Origin of the sequence: Pseudomonas sp. TREG-RG-20F-10-E-6-01 (assembly GCF_022662455.1) — a bacterium.
Taxonomy (GTDB): Bacteria; Pseudomonadota; Gammaproteobacteria; order Pseudomonadales; family Pseudomonadaceae; genus Aquipseudomonas.
This window is the reverse complement of sequence record NZ_JAKNQP010000005.1, coordinates 92713-105284: the sequence shown is the minus strand read 5'-3', so window position 1 is coordinate 105284 and position 12572 is coordinate 92713. Positions and strand designations below refer to the sequence as shown.

The 12572-nt window shown below is 62.4% G+C and carries 11 protein-coding genes; all 11 read right to left on the bottom strand.

The window, feature by feature from the left end; translation table 11 throughout:
* Nucleotides 1-261: 261 nt before the first annotated feature.
* A complete protein-coding gene (gene dtd, locus L8K08_RS16685; RefSeq protein WP_078740275.1) occupies nucleotides 262-699 on the bottom strand; it encodes a D-aminoacyl-tRNA deacylase in 438 nt (145 codons plus the stop codon).
* Nucleotides 696-1667, bottom strand: coding sequence for a prolyl aminopeptidase (gene pip, locus L8K08_RS16680; RefSeq protein WP_119738084.1), 972 nt, complete (start codon nucleotides 1665-1667; stop codon nucleotides 696-698). Before pip ends, dtd begins: the two co-directional genes overlap by 4 nt.
* Before the next feature lie 104 nt (nucleotides 1668-1771).
* Nucleotides 1772-2713 carry an alpha/beta hydrolase gene (locus L8K08_RS16675; RefSeq protein ID WP_242198766.1) on the bottom strand — a complete coding sequence of 314 codons (942 nt, stop codon included), beginning with the start codon at nucleotides 2711-2713 and terminating at the stop codon, nucleotides 1772-1774.
* Between the two features lie 155 nt (nucleotides 2714-2868).
* Entirely contained in the window at nucleotides 2869-3804 is a 936-nt protein-coding gene (gene choX / locus L8K08_RS16670) for a choline ABC transporter substrate-binding protein (RefSeq protein ID WP_242198764.1), read from the bottom strand.
* A gap of 242 nt (nucleotides 3805-4046) precedes the next feature.
* Nucleotides 4047-4847, bottom strand: coding sequence for an N-formylglutamate deformylase (hutG, locus tag L8K08_RS16665; protein ID WP_242198761.1), 801 nt, complete (start codon nucleotides 4845-4847; stop codon nucleotides 4047-4049).
* 11 nt (nucleotides 4848-4858) lie between these two features.
* Nucleotides 4859-6064, bottom strand: coding sequence for an imidazolonepropionase (gene hutI / locus L8K08_RS16660; protein ID WP_145159929.1), 1206 nt, complete (start codon nucleotides 6062-6064; stop codon nucleotides 4859-4861).
* A gap of 15 nt (nucleotides 6065-6079) precedes the next feature.
* Complete coding sequence (locus tag L8K08_RS16655) at nucleotides 6080-7489, bottom strand: amino acid permease (protein ID WP_242198759.1); 1410 nt, start codon at nucleotides 7487-7489, stop codon at nucleotides 6080-6082.
* 162 nt (nucleotides 7490-7651) lie between these two features.
* Nucleotides 7652-9190: a histidine ammonia-lyase gene (gene hutH / locus L8K08_RS16650; RefSeq protein ID WP_242198757.1), complete on the bottom strand. Its 1539-nt coding sequence runs from the start codon at nucleotides 9188-9190 to the stop codon at nucleotides 7652-7654.
* 40 nt (nucleotides 9191-9230) lie between these two features.
* Nucleotides 9231-10754, bottom strand: a complete 1524-nt coding sequence (gene hutH, locus L8K08_RS16645; protein ID WP_242199124.1) for a histidine ammonia-lyase — start codon at nucleotides 10752-10754, stop codon at nucleotides 9231-9233.
* Between the two features lie 143 nt (nucleotides 10755-10897).
* Nucleotides 10898-11722 (bottom strand): glycine betaine/L-proline ABC transporter ATP-binding protein, encoded by an 825-nt coding sequence (locus tag L8K08_RS16640; protein ID WP_106577492.1) that lies wholly within the window; start codon nucleotides 11720-11722, stop codon nucleotides 10898-10900.
* Nucleotides 11719-12570, bottom strand: coding sequence for a proline/glycine betaine ABC transporter permease (locus L8K08_RS16635; protein ID WP_145159921.1), 852 nt, complete (start codon nucleotides 12568-12570; stop codon nucleotides 11719-11721). Before L8K08_RS16635 ends, L8K08_RS16640 begins: the two co-directional genes overlap by 4 nt.
* Nucleotides 12571-12572: the final 2 nt, after the last annotated feature.

The following is a 12572-nucleotide window of genomic DNA, read 5'->3' as shown; positions in this document are numbered from 1 at the left end:
CCCTCGCCGAAAACAGATCAAAAAACCAACGGCCAGCTATCTATATGCCAGGTTGGCGAGCATTGTTCCGACTCCCTTGGGTCAAAATGATTCCCCATTGGTTTGTCGGACAAGTCTCTACCTAAGTCAAAAATGGACCAAACAACGCTGATCCCCGTAGCGCGCGATTATCTAGTAGCCCGCGAAACAACGCATCAGGGACAACGAAGTATTTGTAGCGAAACCCTGCGTTTTTAGGCATTAACGTCGTTTTTAATACATTCATGTCTGTAAGAGGAAGGTCACAGGGCCATCATTGACCAAATGCACCTGCATATCCGCCCCAAAACGCCCTGACGCCACCTTGCCATGCAATTGTTGCGCTTGTAACAGCAAGTGATCAAAAAGCGCTGCTCCCAGCGCCGGAGGGGCCGCCGTGGAGAAGCTTGGCCGCAGGCCACTTTTGGTATCGGCCGCCAGGGTGAACTGCGACACCAGCAGCAAACCGCCGCCAATGTCTTTCAAGGACAGGTTCATCTTGCCCTCGTCATCACTGAATACCCGGTAGTTAAGCAGCTTGTGTAACAGTTTGTCGGCGCTCTCTGGGGTATCTGAAGGCTCAACGGCGACCAGCACCAGCAAACCCTGGTCAATTGCGCCTACGACCTCGCCCGCCACTTCGACGCGGGCGCCACGCACCCGTTGCAACAGGCCCTTCATGCTTCTTCTGGCGGCAGATCAAGCAGGCGCCGTGCCATTTCGCCGGTCGCACGCACCAAGGCATCGGTAATGCCGGGCTCGGACGCGGCATGGCCGGCCTCGCGAATCACCTGCAGCTCACTGTTGGGCCACGCCTGATGCAGCTCCCAGGCATTGTCCAGCGGGCAGATCATATCGTAGCGCCCATGAATGATTACGCCAGGCAAGTGGGCGATCTTGTGCATGTCGCGAATCAGCTGGTTGGGCTCAAGGAAGGAGTTGTTGGTGAAGTAGTGGCATTCGATACGTGCGATCGACAGCGCGCGCTGCGGCTCGGAAAACCGCTCGACATGCTGCGGGCTCGGGCACAGGCCCAGCATGCGGCCTTCCCAGCCGGACCACGCCTTGGCGGCGTGCATCTGGGCGATCTGGTCGTTGCCGGTCAGGCGCTTGTGGTAGGCGGCGACCAGGTCGTGACGCTCATCCGCTGGGATCGGTGCCAGATAGTCCTGCCAGTAATCCGGGAACATGCGGCTCGCGCCTTCCTGGTAAAACCAGTGAATGTCCTGGTCGCGCGCCAGGAAGATCCCGCGCAGGATCAGGCCATGCACGCGCTCGGGATGGGTTTGCGCGTAAGCCAGCGACAGGGTCGAGCCCCAGGAGCCGCCAAACAGCACCCACTTTTCGATGCCCAGGTGTTCGCGAATGCGCTCAAGGTCGGCGACCAGGTCCCAGGTGGTGTTGTTTTCCAGGCTGGCGCGAGGCGTGGAGCGTCCGCAGCCGCGCTGGTCGAAGGTGACAATGCGGTACAGGTTCGGATCAAAGTAGCAGCGGCTCTGGGCGTCACAGCCGGAGCCCGGGCCACCGTGGATAAAGACGACGGGCAAGCCTTCGGGGGAGCCGCTTTCATCGACGTACAGGGTGTGGGTGTCATCGACGGCCAGATCGTGCCGGGCGTAGGGTTTGATCTGCGGGTACCAAGTCTGCATTGCGCGCTCCGTAGGGTGTCGGGTTCATCCCTGAGGGGACGTCTATTATTTTTGCCGTCTGGCATCATAAACCCGAATTGTGCAATGAGCATGTCCTTGAGCACTTAGACCTGTGTCAGCCCTTCGCTCCCCAGGCAGCGCCGCACGTAGCCCAATAGATAGTCGTAGAGCTGATCCACCTGCGCCACTTGGCCGCGCGCGCGCAAACAGCCGTGGACCAGGCCTTTGCCGGGATACAACACCGCCTCCACAGTTGCCGCCCGCAGGCGTTCGGCATACAGCATGCCGTCATCGCGCAGCGGGTCGAACTGGGCCACGGCGATCAACGCCTTGGGTAAACCGCTGAAGTCCTTGGCCAGCAGTGGCATGGCATAGGCCGATGGCGTGTCCGCGCCCGGCAGGTAGAGCGCCAGGTAGCAGTCGGTGTCGGCGGTACTGAGCAAGGGCGCATCCATGCAATCACGGCGCGACGGCAGGTCCGCCGCGCCGCCCAAGCCTGGGTAAATCAGCACCTGGGCGCGGGGCAGCGGCTGGCCGTCATCGCGCAAACCCAGGCACAACGCCGCAGCCAGATTGCCGCCCGCGCTGTCGCCCATCACCACCAGGCGCTGCAGGTTGATGGCGTGCGGCCCCTGCCCGGCCTGGATGGCCTGCCACACTGCGCGGCAATCCTGGTATGCCGCCGGGAACGGGTGTTCCGGCGCCAGGCGGTAGTCGATGGCGATCACCAGTACTTCAAGCGTGCTGGCCAGTTCGAAGCAGATGAAGTCATGGGAGTCCAGCCCGCCGACCACCCAGCCGCCGCCGTGCATATAAAGCAGGCATGGCCAGCCTTCGGTTGGCGTGGGCACCGAAGGGAGATAGCTGCGCACGCCGACTGCACCGAGGGCAAAGTCAGCGACTTGCAGCCCTGCTGGCTTCGGCGGGGTGAATGCCTGGCACATGCGGTCGTAGTTACGGCGTAAACCTGCGAGCGACGAGTCGTCGCTGCTGAAGGATTCGGTTTTAGTGACGAAGGCCGCAAGCTGCGGAGAAATCGGATACATGCGCAAATATCCCTAATCGCTGTAGATCAAGTGTGGGAGCTGGCTTGCCTGCGATAGCGGTGTGTCAGCCACTTATGAGTTAGCTGATACATCGCTATCGCGGGCAAGCCCGCTCCCACATTTGCCCTGTGTTGTTTGAGCTACCGTGCGTTGGCTTAGGGTTTGAGGCTGGACTGGACGGCCGCGACGCCATCGCCGCCATCAAACGCTGTCACCCCAGCCAGCCAGCGCTGCAAATCCTCCGGGTGGTCGCGCAACCATTGCTTGGCCACGTCCTGCGGCGATTGGCGCTCCATGATCGGCACCATCAACTGGCTTTCCTGCGCGGCGGTGAAGGTCAGGTTTGTCAGCAGCCGGTTGGCGTTGGGGCAACGCTCGGCGAAATCCGGCGCGGTCACGGTGGACACCGTGGCCCGGCCTTCGTCAGCGCCAAACACATCTTCGCTGCCGGTGAGGTAAGCCATTTTCATGTTGATGTTCATCGGGTGCGGGGTCCAACCGACAAACACGACAAACTCCTTGCGGTTCACCGCACGCTGTACGGCCGCGAGCATGCCCGCTTCACCGGAGGCAACCAGCTTGAAGCCGCCCAGGCCAAAGTGGTTGGTGTCGATCATTTTCTGGATATCGGTATTCGCGCCACTGCCAGGCTCGATGCCGTAGATCTTGGCGCCCAGCTTGTCCTTGAAACGCGCAATGTCGGCAAAGGTTTTCAGCCCGGCGTCGGCCACGTATTGCGGCACCGCCAGAGTGGCCTGGGCGTCCGACAGGCTGGGCGTGTCGAAGACCTTGACCTGCTTGGCGGCCAGGAATGGCGCGATGTTGTTGTCCATCGCCGGTTTCCAGTAGCCGAGGAAGATATCCAGGCGCTTGTCGCGGATGCCGGCAAAGATGATCTGTTGCACGGCGCTGGTCTGTTTGCTGTCGTAGCCCAGGCCATTGAGCAGCACGTCAGCCATGCCGGAGGTGGCGACCACGTCGGTCCAACTGACCACGCCCATGCGTATGGCTTTGCAGGATGCAGGTTCTGCAGCCATGGCGTTGGCGCTGATCCAAGCGGCGCCGGTGAGGATCAACAACAGTCTTTTCATGGATGAGGTCTCACTCGGCAGCTTTATTGTGGGGAGTGGCGTCTGGCGCGCCCTACCCACAACCTTACCCAGCGGGACCTCTGCTAACACGAACTGTAGCGACCGGCAGTTGCACTGGGGCGACTGTGAGGGCCTCTTCGCGAGCAAGCCCGCTCCCACATTGGGACCGCGTTCTCCTGCTGGAGCTCGGTCAAATGTGGGAGCGGGCTTGCTCGCGAAAGCTATTTCAGCAGTACCAAAAATTACCGGTAGTGCTTCTGCCCCCAGGCCAACACCCCTTCCAGCAACTGCCTCAACACCACCCGTGTCGGCTCGGCCAAATCCGGCCGATAACGAAACGGCTCAAACTCCTCCATATAAGCGCTCTGGCACAACTCCAACTGCACCGCATGAATGTCCTGCGCCGGGTCGCCGTAATGGCGAGTGATATGCCCGCCCTTGAAGCGCCCGTTAAGCACGTGGGTGTAACGCGAATGCTGAGCGCAGATGCTTTCCAACTGGCTGGCCAGTTCCGGGTCACACGCCGCGCCGTTGAAGGTGCCGAGGTTGAAGTCCGGCAGCTTACCTTCAAACAGGTGCGGGATCACCGAACGGATCGAGTGCGCATCAAACAGCAGCGCGTAGCCGAACTCGGCCTTGAGCCGCGCCAGTTCCTCTTGCAGGGCGCGGTGGTACGGCCCCCAAATCTTCTGCAGGTAAGTGGCGCGCTCCTCGGCGGAAGGCTCCAGGCCTTCGCGAAATAACGGCACGCCGTCGAACAATGTCGCCGGGTACAGCCCCGTAGTGGCACCGACATACAGCGGCTTGTCGTCCGATGGCCGGTTCAGGTCGATCACAAACCGCGAGTACTCTGCCGACAAGGTGCTGGCGCCCAGATCTTCGGCAAAGTCATACAGCGTGGGAATGTGCCAGTCGGTGTCCGGCAGGCTGTGTGCCTCGGGGATCAGCCCGGCTTGCACCGCAGGCGTCAGGCGCAGGCCCGCGTGGGGCATGCTGATCAGCAGCGGCACTCGGCCTTGTTTGAAGTTCAGAACCTTATCCACAGCAGTGCTCCTTAAACAGTGACATCGACGCCGTGGCGCACGACGCGTTTATCCAGCTCGCCGCCCAGCCAGTAGGCCAGGTCGGCGGGGCGATCAATCTGCCAGGCGACAAAGTCGGCGACCTTGCCCACTTCCAGCGAGCCGTGGGTGTCGCCCATGCCCAGCGCGGTAGCCGCGTGTTGCGTGGCGCCGGCCAGGGCTTCTTCCGGGGTCATGCGGAACAGCGTGCAGGCCATGTTCAGCATCAGGCGCACCGACAGCGCCGGCGAGGTGCCGGGGTTGAGGTCGCTGGCGATGGCAATCTTCACGCCGTGCTTGCGCAGCGCATCCATCGGCGGCAGCTGGGTTTCACGCAGGAAGTAGAACGCGCCCGGCAGCAACACGGCGACGGTGCCCGACGCGGCCATGGCGATGGCGTCGTCTTCGGTCATGAATTCCAGATGGTCCGCCGACAGCGCGTGGTAACGCGCGGCCAGGCTTGAGCCATGCAACGAAGAGAGTTGCTCGGCGTGCAGCTTCACCGGCAGGCCAAGTTGCTGGGCGACCTTGAACACGCGCTCAACCTGTTCAGGAGAAAACGCCAGGTATTCGCAGAAGGCGTCCACCGCGTCCACCAGCCCTTCGGCTGCCAGGGCCGGCAGCATCTCGTGGCAGATGTGGTCGATGTAATCGTCGGCGCGGTCCTTGTACTCCGGCGGCAATGCGTGCGCTGCCAGGCACGTGGCGCGCACGCTGACCGGCAGCGCTTCGCCGAGGCGACGGATGACCCGCAGCAGTTTGCGCTCGCTGGCCAGGTCCAGGCCGTAGCCGGACTTGATCTCCACCGTGGTCACGCCGTCACGCAGCAAACTGCGCAGGCGCTTGTGCGCGCTGGCAAACAGCTCATCTTCAGTGGCCGCGCGGGTGGCGCGCACGGTGCTGGCAATACCGCCACCCTTGGCCGCGATGTCGGCGTAGCTCACGCCTTCAAGGCGCTGCTCGAATTCGCCGCTGCGATTGCCGCCGAACACCGTGTGGGTGTGGCAGTCGATCAGCCCGGGGGTGACCCACGCGCCTTGCAGGTCATGCACCTGGGCGTAATCCGCCGTCGGCGCCTGGCTGCGGGGGCCAATCCACTCGATGAGCGAATTGGCAGTGACCATGGCGGCATCCTCGATGATCGAGTATTTGCCGTCTGCCATGGTTGCGACGTGGCAGTGTTGCCAAAGCGTTTTCATCAACGCCTCCCTAAGTTAACGATGAGACAAAGCCGGGTCGTAATGAACCTTGGCCGCTTGCCCGGCAGCGGGTTTGACCCACAGCAGGTAAGCGACGACGAGCAGCACAATCCACACGGCGCCGACCAGCAAAGCGGCCTGGGTGTCCGGGAAGTAACCCAGCACGCCAAACACGAACAGCATGAACACGATGGCCGCTGCGGGCGCATAGGGCCAGAACGGCACCGGGAATTTCAGCGCGGCGACCTGCTCCCTGGTCATCGAGCGGCGCATTGCGACCTGAGTGAACAGAATCATCAGCCACACCCACACAGTGGCGAAGGTGGCAATCGAGGCGATCACCAGGAACACGTTCTCCGGGATCAGGTAATTGAGCACCACGCCGCCGAGCAACGCCGCGCCCATCACCACCACGGTCATCCATGGCACGCCCTGTTTGGACAGCTGCGCAAAGCCCTTGGGCGCCTGCCCTTGCTGGGCCAGGCCGTACATCATGCGGCCGGCGCCAAAGATGTCGCTGTTGATGGCCGAGACGGCCGCCGAGATCACCACGATGTTAAGGATGGTCGCCGCCGAGCCGATGCCCAGGTTGCTGAAGATCTGCACGAACGGGCTGCCCTGGCTGCCGATCTGCGGCCACGGGTAGATCGCCATCAACACGAACAGCGTCAGCACGTAGAACAGCAGGATGCGCAGTGGCACTGCGTTGATCGCCTTGGGGATCACACGTTGCGGGTCCTTGGCTTCACCGGCGGTGATGCCGATGATTTCGATGCCGCCGAACGCAAACATCACCACCGCGAACGAAGCAATCAGGCCGCCAACGCCGTTGGGCATTAAGCCGCCATGGGCCCACAGGTTGCTGATGCCGCTGGCCTGGGTGTCGCCGGCCGAATGAATGCCGAACAGCATGATGCCGAAACCGCCGAGGATCATCGCCACAATGGCGCCGACCTTGAGCAGCGACAGCCAGAACTCCATCTCGCCAAACACTTTGACGTTGCACAGGTTCAGGCCGCCGATCAAAAACACAATGCCGAGCACCCACACCCAGCGCGCGACCTCGGGAAACCAGAAGCCCATGTAGATGCCGAACGCGGTGACGTCGGCGAGGCAGACGATGATCATTTCAAACGCATAGGTCCAGCCGAGGATAAACCCGGCCATTGGGCCCAGGTAGGTGCTGGCGTACTGGCCGAAGGAGCCGGAAACCGGATTGTGCACAGCCATCTCGCCGAGGGCGCGCATCACCATGAATACGGCGGCGCCGCCGATCAGGTAGGCGAGCAGCACGGCGGGGCCGGCCATCTGAATGGCGGAGGCAGAGCCATAGAACAGCCCGGTGCCGATCGCGGAACCGAGTGCCATGAAGCGAATATGTCGGGCGTTCAGCCCGCGTTTCAAACCCTTTTCTTGCTGGTGCATTTCTCTTCCCTAGTTATTGTTATCCCGAGAAAATTCAAATCGGCGAATGCTCAACCTGTGGGCGCTGGCTTGCCTGCGATGGCGGTATGTCAGTCACACATGTTTCAACTGACAGATAGCTATCGCAGGCAAGCCAGCTCCCACAGTTGGACAGCGGCGAGCTTAGAGGCTCGGCAGCAACTTGGCCGGCACCAGCTCATTCAGGCAGCGGCTGGCGAGCAGTTCGCTGGCGGCATTGATGTCCGGGGCGAAGAAGCGGTCCTTGTCGTAGAAGCCGACCTTGGCGCGCAGGATGCCACGGGCTTTTTCCAGCTTCGGCGAGGTTTTCAAACCGTCGCGCAGGTCCAGGCCCTGGCACGCGGCCAGCCATTCCACCGCCAGGATGCCACGGGTGTTCTCGGCCATTTCCCACAGGCGTTTGCCCGCAGCCGGGGCCATGGACACGTGGTCTTCCTGGTTCGCCGAAGTCGGCAGGCTATCCACGCTGTGCGGATGGGACAGCGCCTTGTTCTCGCTGGCGAGTGCAGCAGCAGTCACCTGGGCGATCATGAAGCCGGAGTTGACCCCGCCATTGCCCACCAGGAACGGCGGCAATTGCGACATGTGTTTGTCCATCATCAACGAGATACGGCGCTCGCTCAGGGAGCCGATTTCGGCGATGGCCAACGCCATGTTGTCAGCCGCCATGGCCACCGGTTCGGCGTGGAAGTTGCCGCCGGAAATCACGTCACCTTCGGCAGCAAACACCAGCGGGTTATCCGACACGGCGTTAGCTTCTACCACCAGCACGTCGGCGGCCTGGCGGAACTGGGTCAGGCAGGCGCCCATGACTTGTGGCTGGCAGCGCAGGGAGTACGGGTCTTGCACCTTGTCGCAGTTCTGGTGCGACTGGGAGACCTGGCTGCTTTTGCCGAGCAGGTCGCGATAGGCCGCAGCCGAATCGATCTGCCCACGCTGGCCACGTGCGGCGTGAATACGCGCGTCGAACGGCGAGCGCGAGCCGAGCACGGCTTCCACGGTCAGCCCGCCGCACGCCAGTGCAGCGGCGAACAAGTCTTCGCCCTCGAACAGGCCGCGCAGCGCATAGGCGGTGGACACCTGGGTGCCGTTGAGCAGGGCCAAGCCTTCTTTCGCGGCAAGGGTCAGCGGCGTTAAGCCTACGACTTTCAGTGCCTCGGTGGCTTCCAGCCATTCGCCTTTGTAGCGCGCCTTGCCTTCGCCCAGCAGCACCAGCGACATGTGCGCCAACGGCGCCAGGTCGCCCGAAGCGCCAACCGAACCTTTGAGTGGGATGTGCGGGTACACCTCGGCGTTGATCAGTGCGATCAGCGCGTCGATCACCTGGCGGCGAATCCCGGAGAAACCACGGCTCAGGCTGTTGACCTTGAGCACCATGACCAGCCGCACCAGCGCGTCGCTGATCGGCTCACCAACGCCGGCGGCGTGGGACAGCACCAGCGAACGCTGGAGGTTTTCCAGGTCTTCGCTGGCGATGCGGGTCGAGGCCAGCAGGCCGAAACCGGTGTTGATGCCATAGGCGGTGCGATTCTCGGTGAGAATCTGCTCCACGCAGGCAACACTGGCTTCGATCTGCGCCGTGGCGCTGTCATCCAGACTGAGGGTTACCGGCTGCTGGTAGATGGCCCGCAGTTGGGCAAGACTCAGTTGGCCTGGAATCAGATTTAGCGCAGTCACATTCATGCTCCTTTGAATTGTTCTTCTGAAATTTTTGAATAAGTAATCAGTGCAAATGGGGTAATACGTGGTGCAGCAAAGCGGTGTCCTTGAGCAACGCGGCGGCGCTGGCGATGTCCGGCGCCAGCCAGCGGTCTTGCTCGTAAGGTGGGACTTTTTCACGTAGCAGACGCCAGGCGCTGTCGGTGCCCGCGCCGAAACGCTGGTCCTTGAGAAACTCGAAAGCCTGGGCCGCCAGCAGGTACTCGATGGCGAGAATCTGGGTGACGTTGGCCAGCAACTGGTGCAGCTTGAGCGCGGCGTTGGTGCCCATGCTCAGGTGGTCTTCCTGCAGGCCGGAGGTGACGAAGTTGTCGAGCACCGCCGGTTGCGCCAGCTGGCGGTTTTGCCCGCACAGCGAGGCGGCGACGTATTGCACGATCATCATCCCGGAGTTGACGCCTGGGTTGCTGACCAGGAACGCCGGCAAGCCGCTGACGTGCGGGTTGATCAGGCGGTCCAGGCGGCGCTCGGCCACCGAGCCGATTTCGGCCATGGCGATGGCGAGCATGTCGGCCGCCAAGGCCACGGACTGCCCGTGCGGGTTGGCCTGGGACACTACGCGGTAGGCGTCTGGCGTGCCGAGCACCAGCGGGTTGTCGGTGGCGCTGTTGAGTTCGGTCTCGATCTGGCGCGTGGCGTGTTCAACCTGGTCGCGCGCGGCGCCGTGGATTTGCGGGATCGAGCGGATGCTCAAGGCGTCCTGGGTACGAATGCCCTGGCTGCTGGCGATCACTTCACTGCCATCGAGCAAGGCGCGCAGGTTGATGCCGACTTGCTGCATGCCCGGGTGCGGCTTGAGGGCGATGATGGCTTCATCAAAAGCGTCGATCTGGCCGCGCTGGGCCTCGAAACTCATGGCGCCGATCACGTCGGCCCATTGCAGCAAATGATGTGCGTCGGCCAGGGCCAGGCAGCTCAGGCCGGTCATGCACGGCGTGCCGTTGACCAGGCACAGGCCGTCTTTGGCGCCGAGTACCACCGGCTGCAAACCTTCTGCGTGTAATGCTTCTTGCGCTGTCACGATCTGACCGCGATAGCTCACCGTGCCGACACCGAGCAACGCCACGCCGACGTGGGCCATGTGAGTCAAGTAACCCACCGAACCCTGGGACGGCACTTGCGGCGTGATGCCGTGGTTGAGCAGCGCCAGCAGCGAATGCACCACCTGTGGGTGCAGGCCGGATTTGCCGTGGCTGTAGTTGATAATTGCCGCGCAAATAATCGCGCGGGTTTGCTCGTCACTCAGCACCGGGCCGACGCCGCAGGCGTGGCTCAGCAAGGTATTGCGCGACAGCTGGCTGAGTTGCTCGCCCTTGAGCGACACATTGCACAGCGCGCCCAGGCCGGTGTTCACGCCATAGGCGCGCTCGCCGCTGGTGACGATGCGCTGCACGATGGCCTGGGCATTGTCGATGCGCGCCCAGGCGTGGCCCGAGAGTTCGAGCTGCGCACCAAAGCGGGCGACGGCGACCACGTCCTGCCAACGCAGGGGGGCGTCGGCGATGATGATTTTTGCTGCCTGGGACATCTTCATACCTTCTTCAATTCTTGTGCAGCCTTACCGGCCTCTTCGGGGGCAAGCCCCCTTCCACCTTTGAAGGTGTTCACAGTTCAACCTGTGGGAGGCGGCTTGCCCCCGATAGGGCCCGCAGCCTCACCACACAATCGGGCTCAGACCACCGCCGCCCGCCGCTGAACAAACCGGTCCACATACTCATCCGCCGGCGAATGCAGAATCTCGCGCGGCGTGCCAACCTGGATCAGCTTGCCGTCCTTGAGGATCGCGATGCGGTTGCCGATGCGCACGGCTTCGTCGAGGTCGTGGGTGATGAACACGATGGTTTTGTGTAGGGTCTTTTGCAGCTCCAGCAACTGGTCCTGCATCTCGGCGCGGATCAGCGGGTCGAGGGCGCTGAAGGCTTCGTCCATCAGGATGATGTCGGTGTCGGCTGCCAAGGCGCGGGCCAGGCCCACACGCTGGCGCATGCCGCCGGACAGCTGGTGCGGGTATTTGTTTTCGTAGCCTTTGAGGCCCACGGTTTCGATCCAGTGCAGCGCGCGTTCGGCGCACACCTGCTTGGTTTCGCCACGCACTTTCAGGCCGTAGGCGACGTTGTCGAGCACGCTCTTGTGGGGCAGCAGGCCGAAGCTCTGGAACACCATGCTGATCTTGTGCCGACGGAATTGGCGCAGGGCTTCCATGTCCAGTTGCAGGATGTCTTCGCCGTCCACCAAGATCGCGCCGCTGGTAGGGTCGATCAGGCGGTTGAAGTGGCGCACCAGCGTGGACTTGCCCGAGCCCGACAGGCCCATGATCACGAAGATCTCGCCGGTGCCGATGCTCAGGGACAAGTCGTTGACGCCGACCACGCAACCGGTCTCGGCCAGCACCTGATCCTTGGTCTTGCCTTGGCCAACCATGGCCAGGGCGTCCTTGGAACGGTTGCCGAAAATCTTGAAGACGTTTTTAACTTCAATTTTGCTGACAGTAGTCATTTGCTCGCCTCATGCCGTGGACGACCATAGGCCTGGGTAATGCGGTCGATGACCACTGCGAGAATCACAATCGCCAGCCCGGCTTCGAGGCCACGGCCGACGTTGAGGGTCTGGATGCCGACGAGCACGTCTTCACCCAAGCCACGCGCGCCGATCATCGAGGCGATAACCACCATCGATAACGCCATCATGGTGGTCTGGTTGATACCGGCCATGATGCTTGGCAGCGCCAGCGGCAGTTGCACGCCGAACAGTTGCTGCCAGCGGTTGGCACCGAAGGCGTTGATGGCTTCCATGACTTCGCCGTCGACTTGGCGAATGCCCAGGTCGGTCAGGCGAATCAGCGGCGGCGCGGCGTAGATCACCGTGGCGAAAATCGCCGGCACCTTGCCCAGGCCGAACAGCATCAGCACCGGAATCAGGTACACGAAGCTCGGCATGGTTTGCATGATGTCCAGCAGCGGCATCAGCACCGAGCGCAGGCGATTACTGCGCGCCGACAAGATGCCCAGCGGAATGCCGATCAGCACCGAGATCACCGTGGCGACCATCATCAGCGCCAGCGTCTGCATCAGCTTGTCCCACAGGCCAACCGCGCCCACCAGGAACAGCAGGCCGACGATCACCGCCGTGGTCACCACCTTGCGGGTGGCATGCCAGGCGATGCCGCCAACGATGACCAGCATCAGCCACCAGGGCGCCGCGCGCAGCAACCCTTCCAGGTTGACGATGGCCCACAGCAGGGTGTCAGAGATGTGCCGGAACACATCGCCATAGTTGGTGACCAGTGAGTCCACCCAACCGTTGACCCAGTCGGCGATGGAAAACGTAAAACTCTCAGGAAACATAG

Excerpts from the sequence above, each read along its gene's own strand:
- dtd (WP_078740275.1), bottom strand. The coding sequence starts at position 699 with ATGAAGGGCCTGTTGCAACGGGTGCGTGGCGCCCGCGTCGAAGTGGCG.
- pip (WP_119738084.1), bottom strand. The coding sequence starts at position 1,667 with ATGCAGACTTGGTACCCGCAGATCAAACCCTACGCCCGGCACGATCTG.
- L8K08_RS16675 (WP_242198766.1), bottom strand. The coding sequence starts at position 2,713 with ATGTATCCGATTTCTCCGCAGCTTGCGGCCTTCGTCACTAAAACCGAA.
- choX (WP_242198764.1), bottom strand. The coding sequence starts at position 3,804 with ATGAAAAGACTGTTGTTGATCCTCACCGGCGCCGCTTGGATCAGCGCC.
- hutI (WP_145159929.1), bottom strand. The coding sequence starts at position 6,064 with ATGAAAACGCTTTGGCAACACTGCCACGTCGCAACCATGGCAGACGGC.
- L8K08_RS16655 (WP_242198759.1), bottom strand. The coding sequence starts at position 7,489 with ATGCACCAGCAAGAAAAGGGTTTGAAACGCGGGCTGAACGCCCGACAT.
- hutH (WP_242198757.1), bottom strand. The coding sequence starts at position 9,190 with ATGAATGTGACTGCGCTAAATCTGATTCCAGGCCAACTGAGTCTTGCC.
- hutH (WP_242199124.1), bottom strand. The coding sequence starts at position 10,754 with ATGTCCCAGGCAGCAAAAATCATCATCGCCGACGCCCCCCTGCGTTGG.
- L8K08_RS16640 (WP_106577492.1), bottom strand. The coding sequence starts at position 11,722 with ATGACTACTGTCAGCAAAATTGAAGTTAAAAACGTCTTCAAGATTTTC.
- L8K08_RS16635 (WP_145159921.1), bottom strand. The coding sequence starts at position 12,570 with ATGTTTCCTGAGAGTTTTACGTTTTCCATCGCCGACTGGGTCAACGGT.